This is a genomic window from Streptomyces sp. NPDC045968 (assembly GCF_056430475.1).
In genome coordinates, this window is the sequence record NZ_JBWKLF010000003.1 from 418,818 (window position 1) to 434,577 (window position 15,760).

At 69.1% G+C, this 15,760-nt stretch carries 29 protein-coding genes; 25 read left to right on the forward strand and 4 right to left on the reverse strand.

The features are described from left to right. Positions 1 to 35: 35 nt before the first annotated feature. From AC07FA_RS11410 to AC07FA_RS11525, 24 genes are all read left to right on the forward strand, one after another. Complete coding sequence (locus AC07FA_RS11410; protein WP_479074767.1) at positions 36 to 1,514, forward strand: UvrD-helicase domain-containing protein; 1,479 nt, start codon at positions 36 to 38, stop codon at positions 1,512 to 1,514. After that, complete coding sequence (locus tag AC07FA_RS11415; protein ID WP_479074768.1) at positions 1,511 to 1,789, forward strand: hypothetical protein; 279 nt, start codon at positions 1,511 to 1,513, stop codon at positions 1,787 to 1,789. The genes AC07FA_RS11410 and AC07FA_RS11415 overlap by 4 nt, the downstream gene beginning before the upstream one ends. Next, entirely contained in the window at positions 1,786 to 2,073 is a 288-nt protein-coding gene (locus AC07FA_RS11420) for a WhiB family transcriptional regulator (protein WP_479074769.1), read from the forward strand. The genes AC07FA_RS11415 and AC07FA_RS11420 overlap by 4 nt, the downstream gene beginning before the upstream one ends. 76 nt (positions 2,074 to 2,149) lie before the next feature. Beyond that, positions 2,150 to 2,536 (forward strand): hypothetical protein, encoded by a 387-nt coding sequence (locus AC07FA_RS11425; RefSeq protein WP_479074771.1) that lies wholly within the window; start codon positions 2,150 to 2,152, stop codon positions 2,534 to 2,536. After that, positions 2,536 to 3,381: a DUF2303 family protein gene (locus AC07FA_RS11430; protein WP_479074772.1), complete on the forward strand. Its 846-nt coding sequence runs from the start codon at positions 2,536 to 2,538 to the stop codon at positions 3,379 to 3,381. Before AC07FA_RS11425 ends, AC07FA_RS11430 begins: the two co-directional genes overlap by 1 nt. 66 nt (positions 3,382 to 3,447) lie before the next feature. Continuing rightward, positions 3,448 to 4,437, forward strand: a complete 990-nt coding sequence (locus AC07FA_RS11435) for a hypothetical protein (protein WP_479074773.1) — start codon at positions 3,448 to 3,450, stop codon at positions 4,435 to 4,437. After that, complete coding sequence (locus tag AC07FA_RS11440) at positions 4,434 to 5,132, forward strand: hypothetical protein (RefSeq protein WP_479074775.1); 699 nt, start codon at positions 4,434 to 4,436, stop codon at positions 5,130 to 5,132. Before AC07FA_RS11435 ends, AC07FA_RS11440 begins: the two co-directional genes overlap by 4 nt. Next, on the forward strand, positions 5,132 to 5,599 hold the full coding sequence (locus AC07FA_RS11445; protein ID WP_479074777.1) for a zinc finger domain-containing protein: 468 nt from the start codon (positions 5,132 to 5,134) through the stop codon (positions 5,597 to 5,599). Before AC07FA_RS11440 ends, AC07FA_RS11445 begins: the two co-directional genes overlap by 1 nt. Positions 5,600 to 5,714: 115 nt before the next feature. Then, positions 5,715 to 6,167 (forward strand): hypothetical protein, encoded by a 453-nt coding sequence (locus tag AC07FA_RS11450; RefSeq protein WP_479074778.1) that lies wholly within the window; start codon positions 5,715 to 5,717, stop codon positions 6,165 to 6,167. A 59-nt stretch (positions 6,168 to 6,226) separates the two neighbouring features. Then, complete coding sequence (ssb, locus tag AC07FA_RS11455; protein ID WP_479074780.1) at positions 6,227 to 6,736, forward strand: single-stranded DNA-binding protein; 510 nt, start codon at positions 6,227 to 6,229, stop codon at positions 6,734 to 6,736. A gap of 16 nt (positions 6,737 to 6,752) precedes the next feature. Further along, a complete protein-coding gene (locus tag AC07FA_RS11460; RefSeq protein WP_479074781.1) occupies positions 6,753 to 7,052 on the forward strand; it encodes a hypothetical protein in 300 nt (99 codons plus the stop codon). Continuing rightward, positions 7,052 to 7,240 (forward strand): hypothetical protein, encoded by a 189-nt coding sequence (locus AC07FA_RS11465; protein ID WP_479074782.1) that lies wholly within the window; start codon positions 7,052 to 7,054, stop codon positions 7,238 to 7,240. Before AC07FA_RS11460 ends, AC07FA_RS11465 begins: the two co-directional genes overlap by 1 nt. Beyond that, positions 7,237 to 7,860: a hypothetical protein gene (locus AC07FA_RS11470; RefSeq protein ID WP_479074783.1), complete on the forward strand. Its 624-nt coding sequence runs from the start codon at positions 7,237 to 7,239 to the stop codon at positions 7,858 to 7,860. The genes AC07FA_RS11465 and AC07FA_RS11470 overlap by 4 nt, the downstream gene beginning before the upstream one ends. Further along, a complete protein-coding gene (locus AC07FA_RS11475; RefSeq protein WP_479074785.1) occupies positions 7,857 to 8,555 on the forward strand; it encodes a VWA domain-containing protein in 699 nt (232 codons plus the stop codon). The genes AC07FA_RS11470 and AC07FA_RS11475 overlap by 4 nt, the downstream gene beginning before the upstream one ends. A gap of 11 nt (positions 8,556 to 8,566) precedes the next feature. Continuing rightward, a complete protein-coding gene (locus tag AC07FA_RS11480; RefSeq protein WP_479074787.1) occupies positions 8,567 to 9,100 on the forward strand; it encodes a 3'-5' exoribonuclease domain-containing protein in 534 nt (177 codons plus the stop codon). A gap of 70 nt (positions 9,101 to 9,170) precedes the next feature. Then, a complete protein-coding gene (locus AC07FA_RS11485) occupies positions 9,171 to 9,608 on the forward strand; it encodes a hypothetical protein (RefSeq protein WP_479074789.1) in 438 nt (145 codons plus the stop codon). Continuing rightward, positions 9,605 to 10,171: a hypothetical protein gene (locus AC07FA_RS11490; RefSeq protein ID WP_479074790.1), complete on the forward strand. Its 567-nt coding sequence runs from the start codon at positions 9,605 to 9,607 to the stop codon at positions 10,169 to 10,171. Before AC07FA_RS11485 ends, AC07FA_RS11490 begins: the two co-directional genes overlap by 4 nt. After that, entirely contained in the window at positions 10,164 to 10,337 is a 174-nt protein-coding gene (locus AC07FA_RS11495; RefSeq protein WP_479074791.1) for a hypothetical protein, read from the forward strand. Before AC07FA_RS11490 ends, AC07FA_RS11495 begins: the two co-directional genes overlap by 8 nt. Beyond that, on the forward strand, positions 10,334 to 10,585 hold the full coding sequence (locus AC07FA_RS11500) for a hypothetical protein (RefSeq protein ID WP_479074792.1): 252 nt from the start codon (positions 10,334 to 10,336) through the stop codon (positions 10,583 to 10,585). The genes AC07FA_RS11495 and AC07FA_RS11500 overlap by 4 nt, the downstream gene beginning before the upstream one ends. Before the next feature lie 152 nt (positions 10,586 to 10,737). Then, the gene (locus tag AC07FA_RS11505; protein ID WP_479075195.1) at positions 10,738 to 11,247 is read left to right on the forward strand and encodes a hypothetical protein; all 510 of its coding nucleotides are present in this window, start codon (positions 10,738 to 10,740) and stop codon (positions 11,245 to 11,247) included. A gap of 92 nt (positions 11,248 to 11,339) precedes the next feature. Further along, a complete protein-coding gene (locus AC07FA_RS11510) occupies positions 11,340 to 12,086 on the forward strand; it encodes a hypothetical protein (RefSeq protein WP_479074794.1) in 747 nt (248 codons plus the stop codon). A 100-nt stretch (positions 12,087 to 12,186) separates the two neighbouring features. Then, positions 12,187 to 12,357 (forward strand): hypothetical protein, encoded by a 171-nt coding sequence (locus AC07FA_RS11515; protein WP_479074796.1) that lies wholly within the window; start codon positions 12,187 to 12,189, stop codon positions 12,355 to 12,357. A 151-nt stretch (positions 12,358 to 12,508) separates the two neighbouring features. After that, complete coding sequence (locus AC07FA_RS11520; protein ID WP_479074797.1) at positions 12,509 to 12,700, forward strand: hypothetical protein; 192 nt, start codon at positions 12,509 to 12,511, stop codon at positions 12,698 to 12,700. Positions 12,701 to 12,778: 78 nt separating this feature from the next. Further along, positions 12,779 to 13,132 (forward strand): hypothetical protein, encoded by a 354-nt coding sequence (locus AC07FA_RS11525; RefSeq protein WP_479074799.1) that lies wholly within the window; start codon positions 12,779 to 12,781, stop codon positions 13,130 to 13,132. Between the two features lie 17 nt (positions 13,133 to 13,149). Here the strand turns inward: AC07FA_RS11525 and AC07FA_RS11530 are convergent, their stop codons facing one another. From AC07FA_RS11530 to AC07FA_RS11545, 4 genes are all read right to left on the reverse strand, one after another. Then, positions 13,150 to 13,653, reverse strand: coding sequence for a hypothetical protein (locus AC07FA_RS11530; RefSeq protein WP_479074801.1), 504 nt, complete (start codon positions 13,651 to 13,653; stop codon positions 13,150 to 13,152). Between the two features lie 636 nt (positions 13,654 to 14,289). After that, complete coding sequence (locus AC07FA_RS11535) at positions 14,290 to 14,490, reverse strand: hypothetical protein (RefSeq protein ID WP_479074802.1); 201 nt, start codon at positions 14,488 to 14,490, stop codon at positions 14,290 to 14,292. 26 nt (positions 14,491 to 14,516) lie between these two features. Next, positions 14,517 to 14,852, reverse strand: a complete 336-nt coding sequence (locus tag AC07FA_RS11540; RefSeq protein ID WP_479074803.1) for a DUF6233 domain-containing protein — start codon at positions 14,850 to 14,852, stop codon at positions 14,517 to 14,519. Between the two features lie 63 nt (positions 14,853 to 14,915). Beyond that, positions 14,916 to 15,167 (reverse strand): hypothetical protein, encoded by a 252-nt coding sequence (locus AC07FA_RS11545; protein ID WP_479074804.1) that lies wholly within the window; start codon positions 15,165 to 15,167, stop codon positions 14,916 to 14,918. A gap of 140 nt (positions 15,168 to 15,307) precedes the next feature. Between AC07FA_RS11545 and AC07FA_RS11550 the strand changes: the two genes are divergently transcribed. Continuing rightward, positions 15,308 to 15,760, forward strand: a complete 453-nt coding sequence (locus tag AC07FA_RS11550) for a hypothetical protein (protein WP_479074805.1) — start codon at positions 15,308 to 15,310, stop codon at positions 15,758 to 15,760.

Below are 15,760 nucleotides of genomic sequence, written 5' to 3' on the forward strand. Positions count from 1 at the left end.
CTGGCCCGTACCACCCCAGAGAGGAGGAACACCCAGTGGTGGACCCCACCCCGGAACAGCGCGAAGCGATCGACACGTACGGAGACGGCATCGACTGTGTCCTCCAGGCCGGCGCCGGATGTGGCAAGAGCTCGACGCTGAAAATGATCGCCCGCTCGGACCCGCGCCGCCGGATGACGTACGTCGCGTACAACAAGGCGATCGCCGCCGACGCGGCCCGCTCATTCCCCTCGACCGTGCTGTGCAAGACCGGTCACGGCCTCGCGTTCGACGCCCGGCACCTGCCCCGCCTCAACATGCCCCGCCAAACCGCGCACCAGGCCGGCCAGGCCCTCGACGTCAAGAAGATCCTCGGCATCATCGGCTCGCCCCCGGCGATCCCAACCGATGCCGGGACCGCCCCGAAGGCGATGACGTCAAAGCTGATCATGCGCGTCGTGCTCGACACCATCACCCGCTGGTGCCACAGCTCCGACCCCGAGATCCTCGCGAAGCACGTCCCGCAGTACGACGGCCTCACCACCGACGAACCTCGCCGCGCACTGCTCGGCCTGGTCCTGCCGGTCGCGCACGCGGCATGGGCCGACCTGTGCGACGAGGCTGGTGTGCTCAAGCTGTCGCACGACCACTACCTGAAGATGTGGGCACTGTCCGGGCCCAAGCTGGCCACCGATGTGGTGCTGCTCGACGAGGCACAGGACACCAACGATGTCCTGTCCGCCGTGCTCCTGGACCAGGAGCACGCGCAGCGGATCGCGGTCGGCGACTCCGCCCAGCAGATCTACAGCTGGCGCGGCGCGAACGACGCCCTCGCCAAGTTCGTTCGCGAGCTCGGCGCCCCGGAGCTCACGCTCTCCCAGTCGTTCCGCTTCGGCCCGGCGATCGCCGAGGAAGCGAACCGGTGGCTACACGTCATCGGCGCCCCGCTCCGCCTCACCGGCTACGACCAGGCCGACTCCACCGTGGGCCCGGTCACGGACCCGGACGCGATCCTGTGCCGAACGAACGGCGGCGCAATGGGCATCGTGCTGGAGGGCCTGGCCGCCGGCCGCGACGTCGCGCTGGTCGGCGGCGGATCGGACATCAAGCGGCTGGCCTGGGCTGCGGAATCCCTACAGTCCGGCCAGCCCACCGACCACCCCGAGCTGCTCGGCTTCCCGTCGTGGGACGCGGTCCGCGAGTACGCCGAGGAGGAGGACGGCTCGCTGAAGGTTCTGGTCCGGCTCATCGATGAGCACGGCACTGGGCGCATCCTCACCGCGGCTGACGCACTGGTGTCGGAAGACCGGGCCGAGCTGGTCGTCTCCACTGCGCACAAGGCGAAGGGTCGTGAGTGGCCGGCAGTCCGCATCCACTCGGACTTCCGGTCCCCGAAGCCGGACCCGACCAGCGGGCACGTTCTTCTCCCGCGTGAGGAAGGCCGCCTGGCGTACGTCGCGGTGACCAGGGCCCGTACGCGGCTCGACTGCGAGGCACTGGCCTGGGTCGACTCCGTGACGGCGGTCGCCGCATGAACAACACGCAGTGGTTCGCGGCCGTCATCGCCTTCATCTGGTTCGTCACCCTCATCTGGGCTCTCGGCCTGCTCTGGATTGCTCTGCGAAGCGACGAGGGCACCGACCCGGACCAGTTCTGCACGGGATACGTCGAGGGTCTTGCGCGCCTGAGCGCGGCGATCGTCGACGCCAACCGAGAGACGGAGCCGGGTGGTTCCTCGGCCGACCTCATCGACTGCTGGTCGATCTGGCCCGATGCCCCCACCCACGCCGGAGAGGACGGCACCCGATGAACTCCGTCGACTGGTCGCTCGCGGTCTGCCTGGGGTCCGACACCGAGATGTGGTTCCGCGACACCAAGAGCTCCGACGACAAGACCGACATCGCTCTCGCTGTCGTTGCCTGCAAGCGCTGCCCGATCCGGCTCGGCTGCCTTGATGCGGCCATGCGCGAGGAGAAGGGGCGGGGCCGGGACTACCGGTTCGGGGTCCGTGGCGGACTCACTCCCGGCCAGCGACACAGCCGCGCTACTCGCCGTGCCGGCGGGGCCGAGCCGAAACAGCAGCGCGTCGCCTGACTCCTGGTGTGCGGCCGTGCCACCCCACACCGGCCGCGCACCAGGCCACCACCCGCATCACCGAGAAAGGCACATCGTGAACGACAAGCCCACCGCCGAGGACATCGAGCAGGTCATCAGGCCGTTCGCCGCGTTCCTCCTGGAGCAGTCCGGCGGCCAGCTGCACGACGAGCTCAGCGCCCGGCTGCACGAGGTGATCGCCGCCGTCCGGGAGACCGGCAAGGCCGGATCGATCTCTCTGAAGATCGACATCAAGCCCATCGCCGGGACGGACGGCCGGACCCTCACCGTCACTGACACCGTCGCCGCGAAGCTCCCGAAGACCGAGCGCCCGAAGTCGATCTTCTTCGTCACCGACGACTTCAACCTCTCCCGCACCGACCCGCGCCAGCCAGTCATCACCGGCCTCCGCGAAGTCGAGTCCACCCCCGCCAGCAAGACCCCGCTCAGGAGCGCCCAGTAATGACGTACTCAACCGCCCTCGAAGCCAAGGCTGATGGCACTCAGGCCATCATCGACGTCGCCCAGGCAGCAGTCGCACCCCAGATCCTCGAAGTCGGCAAGATCCACGTCGTCGCTCTCGGCCGCGGTGAGTTCCGCCAGGTCGACCTGACCGGCCCCGAGTACACCGGCAAGCCGCCCAGGAAGTCCGGCACCACCGTCGTCCGCGACGTCGACTCCTTCATGGCGTACTTCGACAAGCACGGCAACGACGACACCGAGGTGTACGCGGACGTCGAGCGCCGCACCATCACGGCAGTCCTCGACGCCCACACCGCAGAGGACGCCCGCTGGGGCAGCCACCGCCTGGAACTCCGCCTCCGCCACACCCCCGCCTGGACCGCGTGGACCGGCGCGGACAACGAGCTCATGACGCAGGCCGCGTTCGCAGAGTTCATCGAGAACAACCTCGTCGACCTGGTCGAGCCGGACTCCGCCACGATGCTGGAGCTCGCCCAGTCCTTCGAAGCCACGACGTCCGCCGAGTTCCAGAGCTCGCAGCGCCTCGACTCCGGGCAGCGCCGGTTCTCGTACGTCGAGGACGTCCAGGCGAAGGCCGGCCACAAGGGCGACATCGTCATCCCGGCGACGCTGGTTCTCGCGCTGAAGCCCTTCGAGGGCACCGAGCCGTACCGGGTCACCGCCCGGTTCCGGTACCGCCTCGACCGCCAGAAGGGCGAGCTGAAGCTCGGCTTCAAGATCGAGCGCCCCGAGGACACCCTCGCCGCAGCATTCAACGACATCCGGACGCTCATCGACTCCGACGTCCCGATGGCCGTCCTGAACGGCGCTCCGGCCTCCCGCTGATCCACCCCCGGTGCGGCCAGCCCTACCGGCTGGCCGCACCCCGCACCACCTGAAGGAGACCGGCACGTGGGCAGCCGCCTGTACGTCGAGGTGCTCGACTACGCACCGACGACGCTGACGCATCGCGAGAAGCTGTTCCTCGCGGTGCTGGCGGACGACGCCCGGGACACGACCCGGATCACCTGGTCGAGCGTCGAGTCTCCGAAGAACCTCCGGCGGGGAAAGGTGACCCGCCCGCAGGTCTATGAAGTGATCAAGGCTCTGATCAAGAAGGGCTGCCTGGAGCGGGTTTCGGCGGGCCAGAAGAACGGGACTGCGAAGTACCGGGTACTGCCTCTTCAGCGTCCGGAAATCCCGGACGTGGATGCCGACGACCAGGGTCCGGATTCTGCGGACACTGACGACACGCCTCAGCATCCGGATTCTCCGGACACTGAAACTCAGTGTCCGGGAATCCCAGACACTGACAAGTCTCAGTGTCTGGATTCTACGGACACTGACCCTGAATCCCAGTGTCCGGAAAACCCGGACACTGACGGATCTCAGTGTCCGGAAATCCCGGACGTCAGTGTCCGGGAATCCCGGACGCCTACTCTCTCTCCTCTCTCTACAAGACCTCTCTCTTCTCCGGACCCGTCGTCATCGGCTGACGCACAAGCCGCACCTGACGACGACGTGATCGACGCCGAGGTCATCGACGACGCTGCCGCCGAGCAGCCAGAAACGGTCACCGCGCAGACGATCGTCGGCCAGTGGCTGGAGCGATGCACCGACCGGCCCCCGACCCGCGTCATCGGCCAGGTCTCCAAAGAGATCAAGGCCCTCCTCGACGACGACATCCACGCGAACTGGATTCGCCACGGCCTCCAGCGGTGGATGGACCGCGGCCTCCACCCCGCCACCATCCCCAGCGTCGTCAACGAGGTCATGAACTCCGGCCCCCGCCGGACCGCCACAGGCAGCCAGCCCGCCCCAGCCGGAGACACCGTCTTCGACCGCGCCCGCGCCCGAGCCGCCGCCCGCACCGCCGCTCGCCAGGAAGGACCCACACCGTGACGGAAGACGAAGCAGTCCAGGTCGCCGAATACGTTGCCGCGGCCTGTCCCGCCCAGAAGTTCGGCGAGTTCACCCCCGACGTCTGGGGCGAGATTCTCAAGCCGTACTCCATCGATGACGCCCGCGCCGCCGTGATCGCGGTCGCCCGCCGCCAGCCCTGGGTCAGCCCGGCCGAAATCGTCACCGAGATCAAGGTCCGGCGGGAGGAGCGCATCGAGCTGGCGACCGTCGTGTACGACGGCAACCCGCTGGAGACCGGTGCTGAGTCCGCCGCATCCCGCCGCGCCCTCGTCCGTGCCGCAGCCGATGGCCACCTCCCGCCCCGCACACCGACCGCCGCTCTCGGCACCGGTGACCGCCTGGCCCTGCCGCCCGGAGCCCCCGGCCCGTTCGCCGGTCGCGCCGCAGCAGCCCGCGCAGCCGTCGGCGAGACGATCCCCAAGGTGCGCGACGGCGTTGTCAACCCCCGAGCCATCGGCTGCCGGATCTGCCAGGCCCTGCCCGGTACCAGCTGCACCACCCGTGGGCGCCGCCGCCAGGACGTGCACCCCGGCCGCCTCGACGACGCCCGCCGGATCGCCGCCGGCCTGCCCGCAATCGACCCGGCCGAGGACCTAGCCGCCGAGGACCGCATCCGCGCCGCTGCCGCAGCCCTCGCCGACCAGACCACCCAGCCCACCGAGGAGACCGCCTGATGCGTACCGCCCGCTTTCCCCAGCTCGCCGTTCGCTGCGGCTGGTGCCACGCCCCCAAGGGCGAACTCTGCACCAACCCCGCCTCCGGCGCGGTCTGGCGCGGACAGACCCACGACGCCCGCCGCATCAGTTGGGTCATCGAAACCAGTACCTGCCCGGCCTGCGCCGCCGCACCGGGAAGCAACTGCTTCACCACCTCCGGCGCGATCCGCGTCCCGCTCGCCGCGTCCCACCCGGAGCGGATCACTGCCGCTGACGACGCCCATACCGCCAACCACCGGACACCGCCATGGCCCCACCAGCCGCCCACTGTTCCGACTGCCACCACCCGATCCGCTGGACCCGCACCGCAGCGGGCCGCGCCCTCGCCGTCGATCCCGATCCAGACCCCGCCGGGAACGCCGCGGTCTGGCGCGACGGAACTGGCACCCTCCGGTCCCGCCGCCCGTCCGCCGACCTCCCACTGACCGGCTGGGAACGGCTGCACCTCCCGCACATCGCAACGTGCCCCGCTCGCCGCGAACAGCAGGAACTCCCCGTCGGAGTCACCCGACTCGACGACCACCGCAGAAGGAAGAACCGATGACCGAACTGCCCCACGACCCGTACATCGCCGCAGTGGCCGACGCCCTCACCGCCGCCGGGCTGGAGCCCACCTCCTGGTGGACGTCGGACGCTGAGACCGACCCCTACGCCACCGGTAACGACGCGGGCTGCATCACGATGCTGACTGCGGTCCTCCTGTGGGACGACACCCGTGTCGACGAGGACGACGAGGAGGGTCGCGACGGTCTGTGCCTCTTCTGGGACCACCCGGCCGAGCAGTGGCAGTACGCCCGACCGCGCCCCGACGGAGGCAACACCGAGCCGGAGTTCCTCCCGAAGCTCGGCCGGTACTCCCACCCGGATGCCGTGATCGCCACCGTCCGCGCGCTACTCGCCGACCAGCCACTGCCCGAGGGCTACGCCCCGTACTGGCGCCTCGCGAACTCTGTCCGTCACGCCGTTGAGGCGTGGACCAACCCTTTCCGCTAGATCCCCACCGCGTGAACCGGTTCCCGCTGGTTCCGCGCGCACGAGAACAGGAAGAACACATGGCACTGCCCACCCTCACCGGCGTCGGCCGCCTCACCGCTGACCCCGAGCTCCGCTTCACCCCGTCCTCGAAGGCTGTCGCGGACATCCGGCTGGCGTTCAACAGCCGGCGCCTCAACCCCCAGACCAATCAGTGGGAGGACGGCGACGTCATGTACGTCCGCGGCTCGTGCTGGGAGCGTCTGGCGGAGCACGCCGCCGAGACCCTGGAGAAGGGCATGGAGGTGATGGTCACCGGCGAGCTGCGCACGGAGTCCTGGGAGAAGGACGGCCAGAAGCACGAGCGGACCGCGCTCATGATCCGCAGTATCGGCCCGAGCCTGGCGTTCGCCACCGCAGTGGTGACCAAGGCGGCGACCGGTACGAACGGTGCGCAGCCGGGCAGCCAGCGTCCCGCACAGGCACAGCAGGGCCGAGCCCAGCAGACCCGCACAGGGCAGCAGCCACCGGCCGACGACCCGTGGGCCGGCGACAAGGCCAAGGGCTACAGCGACGAGCCCCCCTTCTAACCCGGAGACCACCCCCATGAAGCGCGCCATCCTCACTGCGGCCTCGTTCCTCCTCGCCGCATCCACCCTCACCGCCTGCACCAACGACCCCGACGACTGCGACTTCGACACCCTCGCCCCCATCGCCGCCGTGCAGGCAGCACCCGGCAAGCCGTCCGGCGGCACCACCGGCGGGCGAGGCAGCAGCCGGACCACCGGCTCCAAGCCCAAGCCCTCCATGCAGAAGCCTGCCAAGCCGTCGAAGCCTCACGGCAACACCGGTAGCAGCGGCAGCACCGGCAGGCACTTCGACCTGGACGACTGCGACGACGACTGATGGCCGCGCTCCTCCGCCTCCCCGGCGGGACACGCGACGCCTCCGAGATCGTCGAAGCCCTCCTCGTCGCCGCAGCAGTACGCGACGACAGAGCCCCCGAGCTCGCCGCCCGCTGGCGCCAGATCGCCGACGACATCGGCGACGCCCTCGATCAACTCCCACCACCCACCAACCTGGAGCAACCGTGATCGAGAACACCACCCGCAGCATGAGGGACCCCGACACCGTGGACACGTTTCTCGCCTCAGCCCTGATCACCGGCAGCAACGACGCCTTCATCAGCGGGCAGGAGAAATCCGGACAGCAGCAGCTGGTCAACTCCGACCGCCTGCCGACGGAGTTGGACGGCGGGCAGTCCGCGTTCGAGGCCGTCGGCTTCACGTTCGGTGAGCCGGACCCTGCCGACCCGCTGTTCATGCCGGCCACCCTGCCCACCGGGTGGGCCCGCGAGGCGTCGGACCACGACATGTGGTCCTACGTCGTCGATGAGCAAGGCCGCCGCCGCGTCGCCGTGTTCTACAAAGCCGCGTTCTACGACCGGTCCGCATTCGCGCGGCTCGCCACGGTGGACAGCTATCTCTGGGACCACATCCACCGCGGCACGTCGCTCATCACCGACGACGCCTGGGCCACCCCGGCCGCACTCGCCGCCGCCGCCCGCACCGGCATCGCCCACGCCGAGGAGCACATCGCCACCTGGACCCAGCACGACAAGCCCGAGTACGTCGCCAAGTACACGACCGAGCGCAACCGGTACGCCGTCGTCCTCGCTCAGTATCAGCCCACCACCCAGGAGCAGCAGAAGTGATCAACCTCAGCAAGCTCGAAGCCCAGGCCCCCGGCCTCATCAACCTCGCCAAGACCGCCGCCGTCTCTCTGGAGAAGCACGGCCTGACCCACGAGCGCGCCGCCGTCTACCTCGTCCTCGACCACTCCGGCTCGATGGCCCCGTACTACCGCAACGGCAGCGTGCAGCACCTCGCCGAACAGGCCCTCGGCATCTCCGCCAACCTCGACGACGACGGCGCCGTCCCGCTGATCTACTTCAGCAACCAGGTCCAGGAGTTCGAGGAGGCCCGCCTCGACAACTACGCGGGCATCATCGACGCCACCCACCCCCGGGCCCACTGGGGAACCACCGACTACGCCGCGGCCATCGGGTACATCACAGACGAGTACGCCCGGCACGGGCGCAACGGGAACACGCCCGCTCTCGTGATCTTCCAATCCGACGGCGAACCCGACAACCGGAACGAAGCAGCGCAGGCCCTCCGAGAGGCCAGCGACCTCCCGATCTTCTGGGCGTTCATCGGCTTCGGGAACCGCATCAGCTTCCTGGAGTGCCTCGACGACCTGCCCGGCCGGGCCGTCGACAACGCCAGCTTCTTCCACGCCCGGAACCCGCTGACCGTGTCCGATGCCGACCTGTACGACGGCATCACCGCCCAGTACGGCCAGTGGCTTACCGCCATCCGCGCCGCCGGCATTACCCGCACCCGCTGAGGAGCAGCACCATGCGCATCTTCTACGACACCGAGTTCCTCGACGATGGCCGCACCATCGATCTCATCAGCATCGGCATGGTTACCGAGGACGGCCGCGAGCTCTACGCCGTGTCGTCCCAGTTCAATCAGGGCGCGGTCCGCCAACACGGCTGGCTTATGGCCAACGTGTGGCCCTCCCTGCCGATCGTGAAGAACCCACCTGGCCACCGCGGAATGGACCGCATCGACGTCACCCACCCCGACGTTCATCCCCGCGCCCAAATCGCTCGCATGGTTCAGCAGTTCGTCGGCTCCGTACCCGACCCGCAGCTCTGGGCGTTCTACTCCGCCTACGACCACGTTGCTCTGGCGCAGCTCTTCGGCCCGATGTCCGACCTGCCCGTCGGCATTCCCATGCAGACCGACGACTTGGTGACCGAAGCGAAGCGGCTCGGCCTCACCCCCGCCGACCTTCCGCAGCAGGCAGAGGGCCACCACAACGCCCTCGCTGATGCCCACCACAACCGCGTGATGGCGAAGTACATGGACTCCATCACCCGCTGACCTACCACCGCACCGGACTTGGGGCGCCGCAGGGTGCCCGCCCCCGGCCACACCGCCAGGAGCACCCACCATGTTCGGACTCACTACCCGCCGCCGCCTCCGCGACGAGGTCGACGCACACCTCCGCACCCTCCGGGCCCGCCTCGATGCCGAGCAGATGCTCATCGAGGAGATCGACTCCCACATCGAGACGATCCGCGCCCGAAGTGCCGCCGAGGACGCGCTCAGCAAGGAACGCCGCGCCACCGGCAGACTCGCCGAGCAGCTGCTCGATGCCACAGGCAGTCACAACCCGGCCGCCCGCGCCGCACTCGACCTCCCGCCCGCCGGCCCCTGGGACCGCGCAGTCGAAGGACTCAACGCACTCGTCGACGCAGGCGAGTCCTTCCACATCGAGCCGACCGGCGAGATCAGCAACAGCACCGGAGCCCAGCACATCGAGTGGGACCGTTCCTCGAACCGTTGGCGTCTGGTCCACCTCGACACCGCCGCGGGCGGCAGCCGATGAACGCAGACCGGGGCGAGATCGTCACCCTCCTCAACCTCGGCCTGTCCAACGCAGCGATCGTCCGACAGCTGCACTGCGACAAGCACCGCGTAGCCATCATCCGCCGCGATCTCGGGCTCCCGAACGTTCCGATCCAGCCGCTCACCCTCGAAGAGAAGTGGGCCACGAAGACCCGCAAGGTCGACGGCGGGCACGTCCAGTGGACCGGGTCCCGGGGCAGCAGCTCAGGCACGCCCGTCCTCTCCTACCGGGAGCAGCTGTACACCGCGGCGTCCATCGCCTTCCGTATCCGTACTGGCAGGGACCCGGTCGGCTACGTCCTGCCCGAGTGCGACTACCACCGCTGCGTCGCCCCCGAGCATGTCGAGGACGAGCCCGGCCGGCAGAAGGCCCGCGAGCAGCTCCGCTACCTCACCGGCGGCACCGCCCGCCCCGCCCACTGCGTCCACGGCCACGACCTCGGCGTGCACGGCAAGTTCCAGGAGGACGGGACGTCCTACTGCGGGAAGTGCGCCTCGGAGCGCCGCGCCGCCCATCGCACCCGGGAGACCGCCGGTGTCTGAGATGACCCACGAGCGCCTCGCCGAGATCAAGGCGCTGCCCCCCACCGCCGACCCCGCCGCCTGGCGAGCCGCACTCCAGGACCTGCTCCGCGAGCGCGAACACCTGGTCCAGGCGCAGGCCACCACCACCGAGGAACTCGCCTCCTGGACGGGAGCACTGCAATGACCAGCCCCTTCGACCCTCTGCCTTGCCCCATCACCGACTGCCCAGAGACCGTCGCCGAATTCGACCTCTTCGAGCACCTGGAGGACGACCACGAGCCCGATGAGCTGATCACCCGGCTTGTCGAGCTCGCCCCCGACCTGCCGTTCAACCGGTCCGTCGAGTGCGAGAAGTGCGGGACGTACGGAGCCAGGCCCGGCGATCATCCGCTTTGCGCGGAGTGCGAGCGCGAGATCGGGCTCAGCCCTTGAGTGACACCTGCGGGGTGTGTGCCCGGCCGCTCCTCGACCCCGAGTCGAGAGCGGCCGGCATCGGCCCCGTCTGCGCAGCCAAGTTCAACGGCAGTCGCGGTGCCGCCGGTCCTGAACAACTCACCATCCCCACCGCTGAGGAGACCGCCCCGATGTACCACCCTCTCCGACTTGCCACCCGCGGCCTGCTCCGATTCGCCCGCCTCGTCGACACCGAGCGCCAGGCGCAGCTCGTCAAGTGGGGCGAGCAGCACCACCCCGACGGCACCGGCCACAGCAGCCGCGTGAAGGAAGCCGACTGGGCACGGCAGACATGCCAGAAGGCCGCTGCGAACGGCTCCGTGTCCTGGCTGGACATCCTCGACGAAGAGGTAGCCGAGGCATACGCCGAGTCCGACCCTGCCCAGCTTCGCGCCGAGCTGGTCCAGGTCGCCGCCGTCTGCGCCGCGTGGATCGCTGACATCGAGCAGCGGCCACGGCTCTGCGCGCACTGCCGTGAGCCGATCACCGGCGAAGGGATCACCTGGAACGGCCCGATGCCGGAGCCCGGCGAGGACGAGTTCTTGGTCCCGCGCTACCACCTGTCCCGCGACTACCCGGACTGCCGCCGCGCATCAGGTGCCGACCCCACCCCCGAGGTCACAAGCCGCACGTCGCGCTGAACATGCAGGAGGGGCGCACCCTCCGTCCGGCAAGACCGGGTGCGCCCCCAGGTGATCATCAGCCTACGCCCCACCCCGCCACGGAGCGCACGATGAACACCACCCGCACCACCACTGACCGGCACCTCTTCACCGTCGTCTACCACTGGCGCGACCTCGACGACGCGCTCGCCACCCGCCCCACCACCTGGCCCCCCACCATGGGCATCGGTCTCGTCAGCGCCCGCGACCAGACCGCCGAGGAGCGCGAGGCCGCCGGCTACCGGGCCGCGGCCCTCCGCCTCCTGGAGCGGAGCCCGGACCAAGTGGGGTGGACCGCTGCGCCACTGCGCATCGCTGTCCTCGACACCATCCTCACCGTCGAAGCTGCGCTCATCGAGCTCGCCGACCAGATCGCGGCCGCCGCTCAGCACGCCCCCATCACCCCGGCCCCGCCGCGCCGCTCCTGGCCGGCGGACCCGCGCGCCCGCCGTACGGCAGAGGCCGACGACAACCGGCGCAACCAACTCGCCCTTCGCCAGTCCAAGGACCCCCGACGCTGGCGGTACTCCGGGCAGCGCACCGCACCGCAAGCAGCCCTGTGGCTCCTCGCCCGCACCCAAGGAGTCCGCGGACCGTGGCGCCCGCTCACCCCCGACGAGCAGCACCGCATCGACGTCGTCGCCCAGGCGTCAGCCCACCTCGTCGAGAACGCGCTCGACATCGGTGACAGCCGCGTCCGCCTCGACATCCGCTGCCCAATCTGCGACGGCCCGATCGACCTCCACGGCGGAGCCGGTGCCGCCCCCGTCGTCCGCTGCACCGACTGCGGCCGCACCTGGACACAAGGACAGAGCTGACTGCCCTTTCCGAAGCACCCCTTGCGCGCAGCAACCGTTGTCAGTGCGCCATGTCACCCTGATAGCAGCCCACTTGAGCCACCACGAGAGAGGCGCCACCATGGCCGACCAGCAGCACATCAAGACCCAGACGCAAGAGGCCCTCTACGAAGAGATCCTGGCGAACGTCAACGCCTTGTCGGAGTACCGGGGTCAGGGAGGAACCGCCTCCGCTCTGAAGACGTTGGCCGAGGCGTACGCATGGGTGAGCGCCCCAGCGCAGCCTCACTGACTGAGCAGTGCAGACGCCCGTCACCTGCACCAGGTGACGGGCGTTCCTCATGCCTGGCCAGCGTCACCAGACCGTGACCGGCCATCGCGAAACATTTGGCAGCTGCCCTACATAACTAGGACAGCACCCGGCCCAGCCCAAGGAGTACCCGATGACCTACGCCAACGACCCTCAGCGCCTTGCCCGACTCCTCCGCGACCTTGCCGCCGCCCTCGAAGAGGCTGGCGTGAACGCATCAGGGAGCAGCAACGCCCGCCACCTCATGGACGACGCTCGCAGCGCAGCCCGCGATCTCGAAGGCCCCAACAACGGAAGGAAGCCGGGCCGCGTCGTCGGCTTCTAAGACCTACCAGGGGAGCGTTGTCGGTCCCGTGCCTTACGCTCAAAGAGGCGCGGGGCCCGAACCTCTTAGGAGGACGACGTGCGCAACACCCGTGTCAACGCCGCGAAGTTCATCGGCCGCGTGCTCCCCGACCCGTACGAGACAGCCCTTGGCGGGGACAATCCGGAAGCCACGCACCACCTGCTGGCCACCGTCTTCGCCGACGTGGTCTGCCCGCCGACCGGTCACTCCATTCCGTGGCACGACAGCTACGACACGGCATGGGCTCGGCCGCTGCCGCACAAGGCCAGCTTCATCCTCAACGACGGCCGGCCTCGGCCAGTACCTGCCTACCTCACGGGCGCCGCAGCCCTGCGCTTCCTCGCGGCAACACGGATTGCGTTGCGGATTCAGCAGGCAGCCCGCTCGTTGCCGCTGGGCAACCAGGGCTGACGAGACCAGCCGGCAACTCACAGACTCGGGACGGCCACGGGCACTTCCTCTTCTTGGCCGTCCCAGGTCACGTACAGCGTTCCGGGAATCGGCTGACCGGCGCTGCCCAGCATGGTGAAGTCCACAGCTTCGGCAGGGGCCAGGTCGATGCCCGCAATGCGGTCCATGGCGTACGGCCCCCCTCTGTCACTGATCGCCACGCCGGTCGCCTGGCCCGTCCCCGTGTTCCGGAGGTAGAACTTGCTGCGGTTGCGACGCTCGATGGCGAAGGCAGGACGAGGGCGGCTGGCTTCCTCTTCTGCAGCCCGCCGCTCCGCCGCCTCGCGGCGCTGATCGGCCAGTGTTTCCTCTGCCACCGCCGCCGACTTTTCCGAAGCGACCCTGGACAGCCGGGCCTCTTCGACCGAGGCCACGGCCGCGTTGGTTGAACGCCGGCCGTCCCGCTGCGCCCTGATGCTGACGATCAGCGCCGATCCTGCTGTCGCGAATGCAGCCCATCCGGCCGCGTCTCCCCAGTCCATGGCGCGAGGCTACCGACCGGCTGTGACAGTGCCGTTCACGAAGATCCTCATTCCGCTCCGACTGCCAGAGTCATGACGGACACTCGACGGCATGGACGCAGGACTTGCCGCAGTCATCGCAGGAGCATCCGGGGCAGGGGGAGCAGCCCTCGCAGCCTTCGCTACAAGTCTCGGCTTGCTCAAGCAGGCGAAAGTGCAGGGGGCACAAGCCCACCGGCAATGGCTGCGTGCCCACCAGCAACAAGTCTGCGAAGCGTTTCTGGCTGGCAGCGACGGCCTCCAACATGCATGTAGAGACGCTCTCACCGTTCTTCGGAGGGAGCATCCTGGCGGTCAAGCGGAACTAGTGCTGGCCGCTCTGGAAGTTGTCAAAGTTAAAACGCGGGCACTTCAGGCCTGCTCAGACCGTCTTGCCCTTCTGACCGATGAGAAGACGGACCAGCTCGCTGCGAGTTTGAGCGATGCCGTGGTGGACCTTGCTGAGGAGACGATGGCAACTTGCATTGCCATGGTGCAGGGCACACCCGTACCCGGCCATGAACTCTTGGAGCAAGCGGGGAGCACGGTGGGTACAGCCCGAGCTGGATTCGTGAGGGGGGCCAGAGAGCTACTACAGACCATCTGATCGAGGCGCAGTCATTGGTGGGCGCGGCCACCCCGCCACTCCACCCACCGCGGGTCATCGATCAGCGTCTCGGCATCCAGCAGGCCAGCCCGGCGCAGGAACTCTTCGAGGTCCCGATCGTCGTGGGCGAGGCCAAGAATCTGTCCGCGCACGGTCACTCTCCGGCCGCCGGTCGCTGACGGGCGGTGCACGACGATCGGTGCAGCAGACATACATCCAGGGTGCGACGGCTCGGCCGTCACAGCACCCCGAGGTCGGTGTCGGGCCGGCACTGCTGACACGCCCGGCCCGTGTCCTCGGCGACCAGGCGCAGCGCCTCTTCGCGAGCGACGGGCCTGGTGCGTATCCCACTCATCGGACACCACCCCTGGTGCACGGCGACGACTCGGCGCCCGACGCCGATGCCCTGCTCGACGACCCAGTCCGGAGGTGGGGGCAGGGGGCGGCGCGCGGCGATTTCCGCGACACGCTCCTCCTCGGCCTTGCGCCAGCGTCGGGCGCGTTCCAGGTCTTGCTCGCGGACACGCTCAAGGAAGCGGAGCTGCTCCAGCCTCGACACTGACTCTTCGGACACATGTTCGAGTGTACGCGCGAGCACAGACACAGTGAAGCCCCGACCTTCCAGCCGGGGCCCGCGCTACTCCTTCGGCTTGAGGTCAGTCCTCTCACCCGGCCTGATGTCGCGCCCCTCGTAGTACGCGCGCACAGCGTGCAGGTCCCAGACCTCCCGCGTACTCCCAGGAAGCCGCTCGGCCGCAGGGAACTTCGGGTCGCTGACGCGCAGCCTGTGAAGCCACTGCCGCGTCACGCCGAGGGCGGCAGCCAGCTTCGACATGTTCATCAGCTCCCGCTCCCCTTCCTTCCGTGGCGGCTCATTCCGCTCCGGCATGGCACCATCCTGCCCTAACCTTGTTGACACTGTAAAGCAGGTTCCCTACGGTGGGGCCTGCACGACAAAACCCCCGGCCCGGCGCGCGAACGCCATATGGGCCGGGGGCGCCCACCCTCAACCACTACGAAGGGGCAGGCATGTCCGACCCTACCGATCTCGACCAGCCCAACGAAGCCCTTCGCCGGTCGACGACCGCACTCGACGCTGGCACCCGCGCGCTCCTCGTCCGCATCGCCGACCAGCTGAGTACCGACCCGGACCGCGGCTTCACCGAGGACAACCGCCTCACCCTCGCCCTCCGATACGCCGAGGAAGAGCACGGCGAAGACACCCTGGAAGCAGCGAACGCCGAACGCGCCCTGCTGCACCACATGCCCCGCGTCCACAACCGGACCATCACCCGCGGCGAGTACGGCCTACTCCTCCGCGCCCGCGCCGGCCGTGACCCCGACGAGGCGCAGCGCGTAGCCGAACTGCACCGTGCGGCCGCCGCCGACTATGAGCAGGCCCGTACGGCCCGCGCCCGAGGACTTCGCTGGGCAGACGTCGCCGCCGGTGGCAGTACCTCCGCCCGCCCGCACACCATCTGA